Genomic DNA, 17,100 nt, shown 5'->3' on the forward strand with positions numbered 1-17,100 from the left:
CTATGGATACTTTCAAGTGGCCACAAGGTTACAATAGCGCCGCCACTTTCAGCTTCGATGTGGACGCCTCTGCCGAGGAGATGCTCCATCACGGAACCGTTTCCGGGGCCTACTCGGCCGGAAACTACGGCCCCAGGGCCGGTCTCCCCCGCATTCTCGACTTACTCGACGGGCTCGGTGTAAAGGCAACTTTCCATGTACCCGGCTGGGTCGCGGAAGTCTTCCCGAGGGAAATCAAGGAGGCCCACCAGAGGGGACATGAAATTGCAGCACACGGATACCTTCACGAGAATATCAGCCTTCTTGATTCCGACACAGAGAGGGAAATCCACAGGAAATCCCACGGAATACTCGGCGATTTGACCGGTACCCCCCCTAGAGGCTTCAGAACACCCGGAGGTCCTTTGACTCCGAGGACCATCGAGATGCTCCTCGAGTTGGGTTATGATTATGACAGCAGCTCGTGCAGCGACTATTTCCCGTCATTGCTCACGGTGGGAGAGCACAGAGTCCGAATGGCTGAACTCCCCTGGTCATGGCTCCTCGACGATTTTCCCTTTTTCTGGGGAGGGGTGGACAGCGGCAATTTCGCTCCTATCAGCCTTCCAGACGATGCTCTGGAATACTGGATCGCCGAGTTCGACAGTATCCACGAAATCGGCGGTCTCTGCGTGCTTGTCAATCATCCCCGCTGTATCGGCAGACCTTCGAGAATCCGTATCCTGAAGGAGTTCATCAATCACGTCAAGGACACCCCCGGTGTCTGGCTCACCACCCAGGAAAGGGTCGCGGACTGGGTTTTGGGAAAGCATGAAACCGGTGACAAGCCCCTTGGAAGTCCGGGGAGTCGGCAATGAGGTTTTCATGGCCAAAAGGGGAAACCTGTGCCGTTTTGCTGAGCTTCGAGTTTGATGCTGAAAGCGTGGAATGGGGATATAAGAGGACCATTTCAGGGGCGGACGACATCGGCGGGTTTTCTCCGAAGTTCGGCATACCCCGAATCCTGGAAGTCCTCAACAAATACCGGATCAAGGCGACCTTCTTTGTTCCCGGGTGGGATGCCGAACGGTATCCCCGAAGTGTCCGAGAAATCGTAGAGGAAGGCCACGAGGTGGCGGCGCACGGCTACGTCCACGAGGACCTCTCCCGACTCGACGCGGGTGAAGAAACAGAAGTCTTTCGAAAAACCCATGACCTTCTGAGAGAAATAGCCGGAACCCCGCCTTGCGGGTTCAGGGCCGGAGCATACAACACGCCTCTGTCCCCCCATACACTTGCTATTCTGCAGAACCTCGATTATCTCTACGATAGCAGCTTCCTCGACCATGACCTGCCGTACCGTATCTCTCTGGATGGCAAGACCACGAAACTGATTGAAATTCCTTGGAGTTGGCCCCTCAACGACATCGTTTTCGCCTCTCCCCCTATCTCCTGTGGCCTCGGGTATGTGCTTCCGCCCAGGACTCCCGGATGGATTCTCGAGTACTGGAAAGAAGAATTCGAAAGCCTTTTCACAGAAGTAGGGTTTTTCCACCTGGTAATGCATCCAAGAGACATGGGGAGAGGTTCTCGTATCCCTATTCTGGACGGGCTCCTTGATTTCATGAGGGGCCGGAGTATCTGGTTCGCCACCTGCAGGGAGCTTGCCGAGTGGTGCTCAGGGCAGTTGGAGACGTGACAGCTAACCCTGGATGCGGCCCTGTGGCCTGTATCCCATGGGAGGCGGTGCCTCAGCGATTCAGAGAGACCCTCTCTCTTCACATTTCCCTTTTCCGGTGCTATACTGCACCCTGTTCCTGCCTGACGGAGTCACCGAAGGGGGAGGCCATGCTTTCCGAAAAAGAGAAGAGTCTCCTGGGCCTCATCGACGAGAACAGGGACGGGATTGTTCGATATCTTAGAAAGCTCCTCGCCTTCAGGACAGTGACACCAGCACAGGGTCAAAGAGCCGAAACCGGCGACTTTCTGGAACATCAGCGGGTCGTCTCCGAGACACTGGAAGAAAGCGGATTCCGAGTCGAGACGTGGGAAATCGAACCCTCGAAACTCGAGCCGTTTCCGGGGGTATACATCGATCCAGAGAGAGATCTCAGCAACATGCCCGTTCTGGTGGGAAGGCTCCGTGGACAGGGAGGGGGCAGATCCCTGATACTGAACGGCCATTACGACGTGGTACCCCCCGGTATCGTCGAAAACTGGAAGCATGACCCCTTTGGAGCGGAGATAGAAGACAACAGGATCTTCGGCCGCGGGTCCAGCGACATGAAAGGCGGCATCGCCGCCATGGTCCAGGCCCTGCGAATTATCCACACGTCGGGGATAAGACTAAATGGGGATGTCACCGTGGAGATCGTCCCGGACGAAGAGGCGACCAGCATGGGGACCCTGGCATGCTGCCAGAAGGGTTACAATGCCGACGGAGCCGTGATCCCCGAGCCTACGGACATGAACGTGCTCATTGCCGTGCGCGGCAACCTGAGCGGTACCATCACGGTCTTCGGCAGGGCCGGCCATGCCGATATCAACCAGCCCCACTGGAAGGAAGGAGGGGCCGTCAACGCCATTTCAAAAGCCGCCAAGATCGTCCTCGCCCTCGAGGACCTCACGCGGGAGTGGAGAGACAGACCCGACAAGAGGCATCCCTACCTCGACCCGGATATCATCGTCCCCACGACAATCAGCGGCGGCAAGTGGGTTGTCTCTTATCCTGAGGAGGTCAAGATAGGATTCACCGCAGACTTCAACTCGCCGGCCGCCAACCTCAGAGAAGAAATAGAGGCACAACTCAAGAGGGTGGCAGCAGCCGATTCCTGGATGAGGGAGCATCCGCCCCTCCTTGAGGCAGATCTCATGTACGGAGCGGAGATCGACAGAAACGAACCGATCGCAATGGCGGCCTTCACGACCCTCGAGGAACTCGGTTTCCAACCGCGGTTCTGCGGTTGGGGCACACTGACCGATGCCATCCACCTTGTGAACTATTCCAAGATCCCCACCGTCTCCATCGGGCCTGATGGAAGGACGGCCCATGAGACCGATGAATACCTCGACATAGAACAACTCACGGCTACGGCCAAGGCGCTGGCTCTTCTCATTCTGAGGTGGTGCGGATCGGAGTAAACAGAGCCCGTGCGGGAGAAGGACGATGAAAAAGGGCTTACGATATCGAACCAGGGAACTCTACCACCCGGAAAGGATCTCCATCTTCCCCATCGAAGAGTACACAAGCAGGATGACCAAGGTGAGGGAGGCCATGGCACGAGACAGGATAGATCTGTTGTACTGCTCCGCCCCCGAAAGCCTCTTCTACCTCACAGGTTACGAGAGCAGTTGGTATAGATCCGGAAGCCCCCGGGAGTGGCCGCCCCTGAGCGGGCTGGTCATCAAGCAGGATGTCGACGACCCGATCTTCTTCGAAATGGCGGAAGAGGAGGTTCTCGTGCGGACCACCTCCATAGTTGCCGATGTACGTATGCTGGATTTTGAATCCGCGGAGTACATAATCGACTTCGTGCTCAAGAGCCTCGACCACCAAGGGTGGCTCAGGGGAACGGTCGGTTTTGAGAAGTTGAGCTATCGCCCCCACCCTTACGCGAGCGGGCTCTTTCAGTCTGCCCTGGAAGAGCGGGGCCTGAGAGTCGTTGACGCCTCCCATATCGTCAGAGAGATACGGGCCGTCAAGTCCCCTCTCGAGATGGCCTACGTGCGGGTGGCCTCGAGAATCGCCGACATAGGCCTGAAGGCCGCTCTTGACCACGTATGCCCGGGCATGACCGAGATCGAGCTCCGCGCCGAGATCGACTATGCCTGTGCCAACGCGGGAGGAGAGAACCCCGGGCTTGCTACTTACGTCCACGGGGGACCAAAGAGCGCCGCCAACCACATGCTCGCCTCCCGGCGGATCATCAAGCCGGGCGACGTGGTGTACATCGATCTTTGCGGGGTCTATCACCGCTACCATGCGGACGTGGCACGGACCCTATGCCTGGGGGAACCAGACTCCGCAGTGGCCAGACAGGTCGAACTCTCTGCAAAGGCCTGGCCTCTCCTATTGGAAACCATAAGGCCGAACCTGCCATTTGCCGAGCTGACCAAGACCATGCGGGCCTATTATGAAGAGGCCGGAATCTGGGAAGACCGATGGTGGGTCGGCGGCTATGACCTCGGCATTGCCTTTCCACCGGACTGGGTGGGCGTCTTTTCATACGATCCGGAAACAGATCCCGGTGAGTGGGCCATGGTCCCGGGCACCGTGGTCAACTACGAGTCGGACTTCTACCTGCCCAAAGGTGCGGGCATGTCGGCCATCATGGATACCATAGCCGTCGGAGAGGACAAGGCGGAGATACTGAGCACGATCCCCCAGGAGCTCATCGTCGTGGAAGAATGAAAGGAATCCCAGGTCATGGCAAAGGCAGCCTGGAGCAGTGGTTTCTATCCTTTCCCTTTTTGGGCCATGGACCAGAAGATCTGGTACAGGTACGTCCAGGCCCTGCGGGGAGATGACCGCAGGAATCTGTCGAGTTATCCTTTCAAGTGGGCCTATGTGCCACCTGACAGTCCGGAAGAGGCGGTGGAATTCCTCAACGATACGGGAACGGAAATAGATCTGGTGAGTGCAGACTCGGTCCTCGGCAAGCTGGAGAACATGCTCGATTTCGAAGGGATGAGGCGCCAGGGGCTGGTGGAATGGAGAGATGCGAGGACCGGCGAGGAGCCGGCAGACGGTTTTCGAATGATCGCGGAATGGGAACCCATGGCCGGTGTGCTTCTCAACTGGCCGATCTTCTACCCCCCTCTCTGGGATACTTTCCATCAGATTATCGCCGCCCTGGACCACACAACAACCTTCCTCAGGATCCCCGAGGGTTACCTGGGAGCGGCCGTGCTGGCCTGGCTCGAAGCAAAAGGAATCGACCTCGACCGTGTCCGTCCCATCCCCGGTCCGGTGGGCGACATCTGGGCGAGGGACTACTCGCCGATATACGGGGTGAGCGGTTACAGCGGCAGGGGGGTCGCCCACAAGTTCTCCTTTGCCGCATTCTATCCGGACTACAGGATCACCTGCCGCCCGATCGTGGAGATAGATGACAGATTCGCCTGGACAGGGGGATTCACCCTCCGTCGCTCGACGATCCTGCTCGATGGGGGGAGCCTCATCACGAACGGACAGGGAACTTACGTGGTCACCCGAAGGGTACTGAAGGACAACTCGGCACTCCCGAATCTCCTGGCCCAGCTCGAGCACTGGCTGGGTGCGCGGCGGATGATCGTCATCGATGAAGAGCCCGGGGACCAGATCGGGCACATAAACTCTCTCAAGTTCATCGGTCCGAGCACGATCCTCGTGGGAAGGCCCGACAGGGAGAACTCTCCGATTTCAAAATACTACGCCGCTGTTGCCGGCCTCCTCGAACGGGAAGGTTTTGAAATCGTAGACATCCCCTATCCGGCCGGTCTGTCCCGTCCCCTGCCCGATGGGGAAAAGAGCGCCCACGGCCTTTACGCGAACTGTCTCATGATAAACCGCCGCCTCCTGGTGGCCCGGTTCGGAAGCGACGACTATGACGCCCGGGCTCTCGAGGTGTACCGCAAGGCCCTGCCCGACTACGAGATATTCGACATCGACTGCTCGGTTCTCGCAAATGGCGGTGGCGCCATAAACTGCAGTACCAAAGAGATCCCCGATGCATCGAAGGCGAGTCGATAGGAGATGCAGCTGAGGCCGATGAGTGTTCTTCTGCGAGAAAGACGCGGCCGTAAGGTCGACAAGTTCCGGGAATCCTTGACCGAGAACCTGGAAAACCAGGGTCTCTTTTGTCTTGACAAAAGACATCCCCTATCTTATAAGCTTTACTCTGTCTCATGTGGTATTTTGAAAGAATGCATGGGTTTCAAAAGAGGGTATCTGCTGGAACCCAACAAGGGGTTGTGAGGGCAGTCAAATCACAAAAGGGAAAGGAGGTGGAATCTCTAGGGATCTGACCCTTGTCGGTAGAGATATCCAAAAAGGGAAAAACAGAGGAAGGAGGGAAAGAAATGGCGAAAGAAGGAGTGGTATTTGCAAGAAAGGCCAGTGGGTTGACAAGAGAAGCGGGGCTTCTCGATACCACCTACTTCGGCATAATGAACAATGCCGTTCCTATCAGCATATGGTTTGTCCTGATGGCGTTCTACTGGCTTCCCGGGGCGAGTCTCACCCTTGCATGCCTGCTCGCCCTCGCAATGGTCGTCTTCGGTTTCGCCTCGGTCTGGGGTATCCTCGGGGGTTCCATGCCGCGAAGCGGAGGCAGCTACGTCTACAACTCGCGGATCATCCATCCGGTCATCGGCCTCGGCGTCAGTTTTGCCAATGCCGGCTTCGTCATGCTCTCCTGGATATGGGTGCTCGCTCCATGGGTGGGGGAGGTCGGCTTCCCCATCATGGCGGGCTGCCTGGGGATCCCCCTCGAGTCCGTTGAACCCTTTACCTCCGGGTGGGGTCTCTACGCGGTGGCGACTATTGTCAATGTCACAGCCTTTGTTGTGGTCATGTCCGGGATGAGGACCTACTTCAGAATCCAGAAGATCTTTGTCACCTGGTCTCTCATCGGGGCTGCCATTGCAGGTATCATAATTACGGCTACCTCCAACAAGGAGTTCGTGCAGGTCTGGAATAACCTTGCGGCCAAGATGGGATCGCTGGATTGGAATACCACCGTGGCTGCCGCCACAAAGGAGATCGGGGAGATACCGGATACCTGGAATTGGAAATCGACGATCGGGATGATGCTGCCGGTGAGCTGGGTAGCCATATACGGCTATATCATCACCTTCATCGGCGGCGAGATCAAAAGCCCCAGGAAGAACATCTTCACGGCCCAGATCCTCAATGCCGTCATCTGTATCGGTTTTCTCCTCTGGGTTGGGCTGGCTTTCAAGAGCATGACCGGCTGGAAGGGACTCCATGCGATCTCGTTCCTGAGCGACACGGAGAACACATTGAACGGGTACACGTTCCCGTTTCACACGACCTATATCAACGTGGCCTCCATGCTTGTGAACTTCAATGTCGTGCTTGGGATCATCATGGCCGGCGCCTTCATGGTGGCTGACTGGCTCTGGATCGCTTTCTCCTACATCGCCTGGAGCCGGGCGGCCTTTGCGTGGGGCATGGACGGGCTCGGACCTAAATGGTTCACCGACATCTCTCCCAAGTACGGCCAGCCGGTGAAGCTGCTGCTCGCCATGTTCATCGCGGCCCAGATAGCCCTGACAGAGTACGCCTTCAACCCCGAGGTTCTCGCCTCCATCTCAGTGGAGGTAGTCCAGCTCGGATCGGTCTTCGGCGTGACCTGTCTCGCCTGTCTGATATTCCCCTATGTGGGGAAGACTTCCCACATCTGGAACGCATCGCCTTACAAGAACTGGCGCATTGCAGGTATCCCCTATGCAACCATCGCCGGCATCATCGGGTTGGCTCTGGTGGTGATGATGGTGTACGCTTACTATATCACCGAGGAGTTCGCCTTCATGCACAACATCTGGACACTGATCTACGGGATCGTGTGGGCCATAGGGATCACATGGTATTTCGTCTGGAAGAACAAGAGGGCTAAAGAGGGCATCGACGTGACCCTCGCCTTCACCGAGATACCGCCTGAGTAAAGCAAGCCCTCAGGGTCTTTCGGCTTTTCCAGCGGACTTGAAATCCGGTCCGCTGGAAAAGCAAAACCTAAACGAGACAGGAAGGAGCCGGTTTGTGAAGATACTCTTTTCCACTGACGTTCATGGATCCGATGTCTGCTTCAGGAAATTCCTCAACGCCCTCAAGATCTACAAGGTCGACGTGGGTATACTCCTGGGCGACCTCTGCGGCAAGATGATAAACCCCATCATCAAACAGCCGGATGGAACGTATATCGTCCATCTCCTCGGAGAAAGGCGGCAGCTCAAGACCGAAGAGGAGCTCCAAACCGCACAGAAAGAACTCGCTGCCATGGGCAACTACTACATCCTGACCGATCCCGAAGAGGTGGAGGTTCTCAAGGCCGAGGGAAAGACCGTTGCCGGAAGGATCGATGAGCGGGCCACTCAGATCTCACTTAGTGCGGGAAAGGTCGAGACCCTGTTCAAGAAACTCGCCCTGGAAAGGCTCGAGAGCTGGATGAGACTCGCCGAGGAGAGACTGGAAGGCAGCAACATCGAGATGTTCATGGCCCCTGGAAACGACGATATCTTCGAGATGGACGAGGTCCTGGACCGGTCGACGTACGTAGTGAATGCGGATAATCGAAAAGTGGACGTCAAGGGCCACGAGATGATCACCCTTTCCTGGTCGAATCCCACGCCCTGGGACACACCGAGGGAGTGCTCAGAGGAGGAACTGGAAGAGAAGATCGAGAAGCTCGTCTCCCAGGTGCAGGACATGGAGACCGCCATCTTCAACTTCCATGCCCCTCCTCATGGAACCATGCTCGATGAATGCGCCAAGCTGTCCGAGGACCTCGTCCCATCCACGGAGGAGAGTATTTCAGCCGGGAGCGTGGCGGTCCTGAATGCCATAAAGAAGTACCAGCCTCTCCTGGGACTCCATGGACACATCCACGAATCCCGGGCCGTGCAAAAAATCGGAAGGACCACCTGTATAAACCCTGGCAGTGAATATACAGAAGCAATCTTGAGGGCCGTACTGATCACCCTCGAGAAGAACAAGGTGAAAAACTACATGTTTGTGGGTGGATGAGCGGGGAGAGGACAAGAAATGGAGACATTCAGACTCCCTTCCGAGATTCCGGAAGAAGAGTGGCCTGACCCATCTGTCTTCATCGAGGAGGCAAAGGCCTGCGTCCAGGAGGCCCAGGAAAAAGGAATAGTCATCAGGATCATGGGCGGTATGGCGATATACCTCCATTCCCAGGAGCATGAAGAACTCTGGAAAAGGCTCGGAAGACTCGGAAAGAAGGTGTTCACCGACATCGACTACGTCAGTTACGGCAAGTACCGAGCCAAGCTGCTCAAGTTTTTCGAGACCAGAGGATTCACCATAAACCAGAGAATGCTCTACCTCTACGGGAAGGCCCGGCATATCTACTATGGAAGCAGGATCCCCATGGTGGAGGTCTTCTATGACAAGCTGGAGATGAATCACACCATCCTCTATGCGGGAAGGCTTGAGGCCGATTCCCCTACCCTGCCCCTTGCCGAGTTGCTGCTCCAGAAGATTCAGATGGTGCACATGAACGAAAAGGACGTCAAGGATACCATCGTGCTCCTCCGGGCCCACGAGGTCGGGGATGACGACGATGACAGGATAAACCGCAAGGCGGTGGGTGAGAGGCTTCTCTCCGATTGGGGGTTTTACTACACCGCAACAAGCAATCTCAAGAAGGTGAGAGAATCTCTCACCGGCTACGACGCCTTGGATGAACAGGACGTTTCAGTGGTCGACAAGAGACTGGGCGAGCTCCTCAAGTACCTGGAAGAGGGCCCCAAGAGCGTAAGATGGAAGTTGAGAGCGAAGCTGGGAACAAAGGTGAAATGGTACAACGTCATCGACGACTGGGATGTCATCAGCAAGGAATCCTCTGAAACCGAGAAAGAGTGATAGAGGGGCTTGAATCCGGGTACAAGAGGTCCAGGCCGTTATGTTTCGATCAAAGAGGGCCCGACAAGACAGGACACCATCGAAACTGGAGCACCTCTGCTATCTGGTTGTACAGCTCGACTCGATCAGGGCCTTCAAGAGGATCGCACTAACGGAGATCGAACGATCCTTCCAGGAGATCCACCAGAGCAAGCTCTGGGAGGAGATCCGGCCCGACGTGGAGAAAATCGTCTATTTCCCTTCCACAATCCCTCGCGCCCTGAAACTCATGCAGGTCTCCGCCCTGCTCAGGCGGCTGTTCCCGATCTGCCTCTTCTCGGTGATTCTCTTTGTGCTCGATCAGGCTGGAATCGTATCGTTGCCCACTTCACCTGCGGCTTCTTTTGTCTTCATCATTCTCCCCATCGCCATCTTGATCGCTTTCGTCTACGCCGACCTCCTCACGAGGCGCACGATAATCCAATACGAACGCAGGCACCCGAATATGCAGACCAAGCAGAAGGAACACATCAAGACCGCCATTGAAAGGCTCATCCAGGAACTGAACAGAGAGATTCAGGCCGTGGGGAGGAAGCCCGGCAACTACAAGATGGAAGTCTTCTTTACAGATTACAGAGGAATAAACATCGTGAGGGAGAACAGGGCAAGGCTGTCGAGAAGGAAGTATCCCGTCTATCTCGCCATACCCGCCCCGACGGGGGCGGCCGAATAGTCGAGACCCGGCCCTTTAGACCAGAGTCCAACCATGACCCAACTCAAAGCCATACGGATGGAGACTCAAGGCGTTGCCGGGGCCGTCTCCACGGCTCTTTGTGTCTCCTCCCTTACCGAATCTCTCTTTCACCGAGTCCCACCGCACGCCCAACAGACTGGAAGGCCCAGAGGGTACCAGAGAAAGTCCCGAGGAAACCCTGTGCCCATCTTTCTGTTGTGTCGTCATAACACCAAACCCAAGAAGGAGGTATGAAAGGTTATGGAGAGTGGCAAGAAAAGCCGGGAAATGCTGAACAGAGCCCAACAGGTCATCCCCTTGGGGGTTAACTCGAACTTCAGGTACTGGGGTGACGACAAGACCCTGATCATCAAAAGGGGCCAGGGAGCCTATATCTGGGACCAGGATGACAGGAGGTACATCGACTACCGCCTCGGTTTCGGCCCCACCATCCTAGGGCATGGGTATCCCTCGGTCGTCGAGCGGGTAAAGGAGGCCCTGGAGATGGGGAACGTCTTTGCCATGACGAACGAATACGAGATCTCAGCCGCGGAGAAGATCAAGAAGCTCACAGGAGTAGACCTGGTGAGATACGCGAACTCGGGGACAGAGGCCACCATGCACGCCATCCGGATCGCCCGGGCGTATACGGGCAGGGACAAGGTGCTCAAATTCGAGGGATGCTACCACGGCTTCCACGACTACACGCTCTGGAACTGCCAACCTCCCATTCCCGGCGCCGGCTATAGAAGATCACCGGTGCTCGTGGCACAGGGCTCGGGAATCCCACAGGTCATCGCCCAATTGGTCTATTCCATTCCCTTCAACGACGAGGAACTCCTTGAGAAAAAGGTGAGAGAGAGCTGGGGAGATATCGCCTGCATCATCATCGAGCCTCTCATGGGAAACACGGCTTCCATCATGCCCAAGAAAGGCTTTCTCGAACTCGTCCGAAGCCTCTGCGATCAGTACGGAATCGTCATGATCATGGACGAAGTCAAGACGGGTTTCAGGATCGCAAAAGGCGGGGCCCAGGAATACTTCAACATCAAGGCCGACCTCGTGACCTATGCCAAGGCCCTGGGAAACGGCTTCCCCATAGCGGCCATCGGCGGCAAGAAGGAGATCATGGGCGAGATCGGCTGGCAGAAGATTCCCCACGGCGGAACCTATTGTGCCAATGCCGTGGCCGTCGCTGCCGCCGATGCGACCCTCGACGCCATCGCAGGAGGGGCTCTTGAAAAGGTCGATGCCCACGGCAGGATCCTGGCCGAGGGGCTCAAGAACGTCTTGAAAGAGAGAGGCGTTCCCGGAATAGTCCAAGGCCCTCCATCCATGCCGGGGGTGGTCTTCACGGAAAAGGAGGAGGTCCGCGAGTATCGGGACTGGGCCGATTCCGACCACGACACATACGAGGAGGTCATCCTGAAGCTCTTCGAGAAGGGCGTGATGCCGGACAAGGACTCCAGAGAGCCATGGTTCATCTCGGCCTCCCACAGCGACAGCGATGCGGACCAGGCAATCGGGGCCTTTGACGAAGCCGTGAAGGAAGTGTTCGGCTGAAATCCGGAGAAAGGAGGTGAACTCATGCGGAAAGGTCCAGTAGCAGGCACCGAGATGTCGACAGGCTGGGGCCTGAAGACCCTCACACAGGACGGCCTCGAGAAGATCCATGCGGCCACGCTCGATGTCATGCAGACCACGGGGATCTCGGTGGGGAGCGATGAGGCCCTCGACATCCTGGACAAAGGCGGGTGCTGGGTCAACAGGAAAACCCAGGTGGTGAGATTCCCCCCCCACATAGTGAAGGAAGCCCTTTCCACCTGTCCTGGCCGCATCCTGCTTGCCGGCCGTGATCCGGCCGACGATTTCATGATGGGCGGGCGGGAAGTCGGGTTTACGACCTTTGGAACAGGCGTCCTTGTGGTAGATCCCGAGACAGGAGAGGTCAGGCCTTCGACAAAACACGACATGGGGATGACAGCCCTTCTGGCAGACGCCATGGAGAACGTGGACGTACTCACAACTCCTGTAGCAGCCAGGGACAAGCCCGATTCATCCTACGATCTCCACATGGCCGAGGCGAGTTTTGTCAACTGCTCCAAGCACCTTCACAGCGATGCCGAGGACGGCCAGAGGGCGATAAAGATCATAGAAATGGCCTCGGCCATCGTGGGAGGCGAGGAACAACTCAAGGCGAGACCGATCGTCTCCTTGGCCATCTGCCCCACGAGCCCTTTACAGCTCATCGAGCCCATGGCGGAGGTGATCATCGAGGCTGCCAGACACTGGATTCCCATCGACGTCCTCAGCATGGCCATGGCCGGCGCTTCAAGCCCCATCTCGCTCTCGGGGGCCATGGTCACCCACAACGCAGAGGTCCTTTCGGGTATCGTCCTGGCTCAACTGACCAGCCCCGGCGCCCCGGTGATCTATGGCAGTTCCACCACGACCTTTGATATGAAAAGGGGAACCGCGGTCGTGGGGGCGCCGGAACTCGGGATGATAAGCGCCCTGGTGGCGGAGCTTGCCAACTACTACAACCTTCCGAGCTATGTCGCCGGCGGGTAGGCTGATTCGAAGATATCCGATGCCCAGGCAGGCCACGAGAAGACCGTTACGGCTCTGCTGCCGGCCCTGGCAGGGGCCAATCTCATCTACGGTCTGGGCATGCTCGAGATGGGCATGACCTTCAGCTTCGGCCAACTGGTCATCGACGATGAGATCGCGGCGATGGTCAAGAGAGTGGTTGCAGGGGTTTCTGTCGAGGACGAGCCGATGGGTGTGGATCTGATCAAGCAGGTGGGCATAGGGGGTAACTTCCTGACCCAGAGGCACAGCCTCAGGCACGTGGCCACGGAGCAATCTCAGGTGAGGATCTTCGATCGTCGCATGCGAGGAGCATGGGAGAAGAGAGGATCCAAGGATCTGCTTCAAGTGGCAAACGAGAGAGCCCTGGAGTTGCTGAAAACCCACAAGCCCCTTCCGCTACCCGACGGAGTCGAGGAACAGCTAGAAAGGATCGTGGCCAGTGCGGAATAAATCGCATGAAGGAATCTGTGGTCCGAAGAGAAAGGATTCTCCATCGAGGAGGGAGAAATGACGACCAATATCTTGACCAGGATGGGCGACGGGGAGAGGGTCTCCATGTTGCCCGACCAAGTCAAAGAGGACCTCTGGGCAGGGACCAGGGATGCGGCCCAGAGGGGTGGAATTCCGGAACTTTCCCAGGAGGAGGTGGAGCAGCTCTTCGATATTTTTGCCGACACCAACCGCATCGTCAGTGTCCGTCCAGGCCACGAGGTTGTCATGACGGACGATGGCGGTGCCATGTTGCTTGTCTGCGAGCAGAGCGATGGAGGGGTGGGGATTCCCATGAGCCGGCTCCAGTCGATTCTAACCTATGAGCGGGGTTGCGCGGCCGACACTGCATCGCTCGGACACCACGATTACAGCTACAAGGCCGTGAAGCCCCTGGTCTTCTATGAGATGCAGGAGTATTACGCCGCATCTCAGGTAACCACTATCCCCCTCTTTTACGGTTCGCAGCCCAATCTGGGCCTGTATTACCAGCCTGACGGCCCCTTTCCCAATCCAGCGGATCTTCTCCCCCAGGGCAAGATCAGGGAAGCCAGAGAGACCCAGGAAAAGGCGGCCGACCGCCTCAGGAAGGACATGGTCTATATCGGCACCAAACTCTACGAGGTCGGCTGCGAGGGCATCAACTTCGATACCGCGGCCTCAGCCGGGGACGCGGATTTTTGGGCGACCCTGGAGGCCGTGGCCGAACTCAAGGGTGCGGCCCCACACATGGCCGTGGAAGTGGGGATGTCCAGTGAGTTCGTCCTGGGCATGCACGGCGAGATCAAGTTCGACGGCAAGCGGCTCGCAGGTATGTATCCCCACGAACAGGTAAAGGTCGCGGAGGCTGCAGGGGCGGATATCTTCGGTCCAGCCGTGAACGTAAACACCACGAAATCGATGCCGTGGAACCTCGCCAGGGCTGTGACCTTTGTCAAGGAGACCGTTCGAGCTGCCAGAATTCCCGTCCACGTCAACGCAGGCATGGGGGTGGGAGGAGTCCCCATGTTTGAGATCCCTCCTATTGACTGTGTGACCAGGGCATCCAAGGCATTGGTCGAAATCGGGAAGGCAGACGGGTTGTAGGTGGGCACGGGGGATCCTTTCGGCATGCCTATGGCCCACATAATGGCTGCGGGTATGGGTGGCATGAGGACCGCCGGAGATCTGGTGGCCTGGATGCAGATGACCCGGAAGATGAAAATAGGCGAAGCCAAACATTATGTGGCAGAGAGATTGGGCCTGAGACCGGTGGACCTGTCAGACGAGGAGGTCATGCGCCGGGTTAGGGAGGAGCTCGGCATAGGCGTGATCACGGCGGTGGCAGGGGATGCTAAAGGAATAGCGGCCAAACTCAAGATCGCCGAACTGCTCGATATTCGGATCAATTCGGTCGATCTGTTCAAATCCAGGATCGGCTACCCGTGAATTGAGTCCAGAGCGGCGAGATCACTTTTCGTGATTCAAGGTCACCCGGTGAGAAGAGCTGTTCCAGGGAGGGATTCGCAACATGAACGAAGAACTCATGGCTGAGGCCAGAAAGTCCATTACGGAAGGCGATAAGAACAAGGCCGGAGAAATTGCAAGGAAAGGTCTTTCACAAGGACTCGACCCCATGGCGCTTCTTGAGGATGGCTTTATTCCGGCGATAACAGAGGTGGGAAGACTCTTTGAGCAGGAGGAGATCTTCCTGCCAGAGCTGATGTTGGCCGCCGAGGCGATGAAGACTGCCGCCGCGATCTGTAACGGGGCCCTGCCCAAGGAAAGGGTGAAGCAGATAGGTCGAGTGGTCATAGGAACAGTCGAGGGCGATATCCACGACATCGGGAAGAGCATCGTTGAATCCTTTCTCTCTGCCCACGGCTTCGAGGTCCACGATCTTGGCAGGGAGGTACCCACCGATGAGTTCATCAAGAGGGCCGTTGAGCTGAAAGCCGACGTCATCGCCACCAGCGCCATGCTGACAACCACCATGGGGGCACAGCAGGACCTGGAGGATGAGCTGAGGAAGAGGTTTCTCCGCGACAGGTTCAAGACGATCATCGGAGGAGCACCTGTGGACCAGCAGTGGGCGGATACAATCGGTGCTGACGCCTATGCAGAGGATGCCTCTGAGGCCGTGCAGAAGATCAGGGAACTCCTCGGATCCCAGGCCTCCGCGGCCCCTGAGAAAGGTCGAAAGAATCGGTAAAAGGGGTTCAGGCGGCCAAGACCGGAGGGGGGAACTAATTCATGGACACATGGCGAGAGAGGGCCAGAAGCGGCATAACCCCCATTGTGGTCAGACCTGGGATGAGAATTGAGCTTCTCAGTGGCAGAGAGCTCGAAAGGGTTCACCAGGCTACGCTGACGGTTCTCGGGCAAAGTGGCGTGAGATTTCCCTATGAAAGGGGTCTCAAGATCTTTGCGGAAGCAGGCGCAAAGGTCGATTTCGAAAGTAAGATCGTCCGGATCCCGGCTGATCTGCTGATGAGAAGCCTCGCCAACGCGCCGAGAACCATCGCCATGGCTTCCAGAGGCCCCGAGGATCTCGATCTCTATCTGGATGGAACCAGGAGTTACTGCGGGACCGAGGGGACTGGGCTGGCCGTAGTCGATCTGGAGACTCGCAAGCGAAGGCCTTCTACAAAAAGAGACGTGGCCATGATGGCCCAGATCTGCGACTATCTTCCTTCCATCGGCTTTTACTGGCCCATGGTGAGTGCCCGTGACGTCCCTCCGGGGGTGATCTCACTCCACGAACTCGAGGCATCCTTTACCCACACGGAAAAACACGTCCATATCATCAGCTGCACAGAGGCGAAGACCGCAGGTTATGCCGTTGAGATGGCCAGAGCCGTTGCAGGCGACAGCGAATCGCTGAGAAAACGCCCTCCCCTTTCCCTGCTGGTCTGTGCAACTTCTCCACTGACACAGGACAAAGGCTCACTGGAGGCGGCCCTGAGATTCGCCGAGGCGGGACTCCCTGTATGCTTCTGCACCATGCCGGTCGTGGGCTCCACCGGCCCGGGTTCCATGGCAGGGACCATGATCATGGGAAATGCGGAGATCCTGAGCGCCCTCTGCCTCATTCAACTGGTCTATCCCGGAGCGCCGGTCTGTTACGCTTTTTTCCACGACATGATAAACCCCTTCACCGGTCAATGCTGGGCCTCGGCGCCCCAGAAGGCGGGATTTCATACGGCGGTCGTACAACTCGGGCACTACTACAATCTCCCGGTAATGAGCGGCTATGGAGGCACCGACGCTCGCAAGCCGGAAAGTTGGCAGACAGGGAAAGACAACGCCATCGATGCCCTGTTCTCCTTTCTCACAGGCCCTGACCTTATGCCTTCTCTGGGGCTTCTCGAGGCCTACACTCTTCTGTACCCGGAGAAGATCCTCTTGGACACCGAGATTTTCAACTCCGTCAAGACCATGACAGAGGGAGTCAGAATCGATGAGGGGGCACTTGCCCTGGATGAGATCATGGCTGTTGGTCCTGGTGGCCACTTCCTCGACAGGGATTATACCTGCGAGAATCTCCGCAAGCTCTGGCAGCCCGGTGTCGCCAACCAGTGGTCTCCCCAAGCTGGAGGCTTTCTCGATCCACAGGAGGCTGCAATAGAAAAGATCAGGTGGATTCTTGCCAACCATCACCCGAACCCCCTTGAGGAGAAGGTGGAGAAAGAGCTCGCGAGGATCATCAGGACAGCCGAGAGAGAACTGCTGGGCTAGTCTC

Annotated in this window: 14 protein-coding genes and 1 pseudogene; all 15 read left to right on the top strand. The window is 57.1% G+C overall.

The window, feature by feature from the left end; all coding sequences use genetic code 11:
* Window positions 1-2: 2 nt before the first annotated feature.
* The 15 genes and pseudogenes from JRJ26_01545 (at window position 3) to JRJ26_01615 (ending at window position 17,096) form a co-directional block, all read left to right on the top strand.
* A complete protein-coding gene (locus JRJ26_01545; GenBank protein MBW2056159.1) occupies window positions 3-857 on the top strand; it encodes a polysaccharide deacetylase in 855 nt (284 codons plus the stop codon).
* Window positions 854-1,678, top strand: a complete 825-nt coding sequence (locus tag JRJ26_01550) for a polysaccharide deacetylase family protein (GenBank protein ID MBW2056160.1) — start codon at window positions 854-856, stop codon at window positions 1,676-1,678. Before JRJ26_01545 ends, JRJ26_01550 begins: the two co-directional genes overlap by 4 nt.
* 149 nt (window positions 1,679-1,827) lie before the next feature.
* Entirely contained in the window at window positions 1,828-3,120 is a 1,293-nt protein-coding gene (locus JRJ26_01555) for an ArgE/DapE family deacylase (GenBank protein MBW2056161.1), read from the top strand.
* Window positions 3,121-3,145: 25 nt separating this feature from the next.
* On the top strand, window positions 3,146-4,390 hold the full coding sequence (locus tag JRJ26_01560; GenBank protein MBW2056162.1) for an aminopeptidase P family protein: 1,245 nt from the start codon (window positions 3,146-3,148) through the stop codon (window positions 4,388-4,390).
* A 15-nt stretch (window positions 4,391-4,405) separates the two neighbouring features.
* Window positions 4,406-5,710 (top strand): agmatine deiminase family protein, encoded by a 1,305-nt coding sequence (locus JRJ26_01565; protein MBW2056163.1) that lies wholly within the window; start codon window positions 4,406-4,408, stop codon window positions 5,708-5,710.
* A 329-nt stretch (window positions 5,711-6,039) separates the two neighbouring features.
* Window positions 6,040-7,647, top strand: a complete 1,608-nt coding sequence (locus tag JRJ26_01570) for an amino acid permease (protein ID MBW2056164.1) — start codon at window positions 6,040-6,042, stop codon at window positions 7,645-7,647.
* A gap of 94 nt (window positions 7,648-7,741) precedes the next feature.
* The gene (locus JRJ26_01575; GenBank protein MBW2056165.1) at window positions 7,742-8,725 is read left to right on the top strand and encodes a metallophosphoesterase; all 984 of its coding nucleotides are present in this window, start codon (window positions 7,742-7,744) and stop codon (window positions 8,723-8,725) included.
* An 18-nt stretch (window positions 8,726-8,743) separates the two neighbouring features.
* Window positions 8,744-9,586 carry a hypothetical protein gene (locus JRJ26_01580; protein MBW2056166.1) on the top strand — a complete coding sequence of 281 codons (843 nt, stop codon included), beginning with the start codon at window positions 8,744-8,746 and terminating at the stop codon, window positions 9,584-9,586.
* Between the two features lie 40 nt (window positions 9,587-9,626).
* A complete protein-coding gene (locus tag JRJ26_01585) occupies window positions 9,627-10,298 on the top strand; it encodes a hypothetical protein (protein MBW2056167.1) in 672 nt (223 codons plus the stop codon).
* 261 nt (window positions 10,299-10,559) lie between these two features.
* Window positions 10,560-11,861 (top strand): aspartate aminotransferase family protein, encoded by a 1,302-nt coding sequence (locus JRJ26_01590; protein ID MBW2056168.1) that lies wholly within the window; start codon window positions 10,560-10,562, stop codon window positions 11,859-11,861.
* A gap of 24 nt (window positions 11,862-11,885) precedes the next feature.
* Window positions 11,886-12,869, top strand: coding sequence for a trimethylamine methyltransferase family protein (locus tag JRJ26_01595; GenBank protein ID MBW2056169.1), 984 nt, complete (start codon window positions 11,886-11,888; stop codon window positions 12,867-12,869).
* 12 nt (window positions 12,870-12,881) lie between these two features.
* On the top strand, window positions 12,882-13,340 hold the full coding sequence (locus JRJ26_01600) for a trimethylamine methyltransferase family protein (GenBank protein ID MBW2056170.1): 459 nt from the start codon (window positions 12,882-12,884) through the stop codon (window positions 13,338-13,340).
* A 57-nt stretch (window positions 13,341-13,397) separates the two neighbouring features.
* Window positions 13,398-14,807: pseudogene (gene mtbB / locus JRJ26_01605) on the top strand ([dimethylamine--corrinoid protein] Co-methyltransferase).
* Between the two features lie 82 nt (window positions 14,808-14,889).
* Window positions 14,890-15,570 carry a corrinoid protein gene (locus tag JRJ26_01610; GenBank protein ID MBW2056171.1) on the top strand — a complete coding sequence of 227 codons (681 nt, stop codon included), beginning with the start codon at window positions 14,890-14,892 and terminating at the stop codon, window positions 15,568-15,570.
* A 41-nt stretch (window positions 15,571-15,611) separates the two neighbouring features.
* On the top strand, window positions 15,612-17,096 hold the full coding sequence (locus JRJ26_01615) for a trimethylamine methyltransferase family protein (GenBank protein MBW2056172.1): 1,485 nt from the start codon (window positions 15,612-15,614) through the stop codon (window positions 17,094-17,096).
* Window positions 17,097-17,100 lie beyond the last annotated feature (4 nt).

It is taken from the genome of Deltaproteobacteria bacterium (assembly GCA_019308905.1).
GTDB lineage: Bacteria > Desulfobacterota > BSN033 > WVXP01 > WVXP01 > JAFDHF01.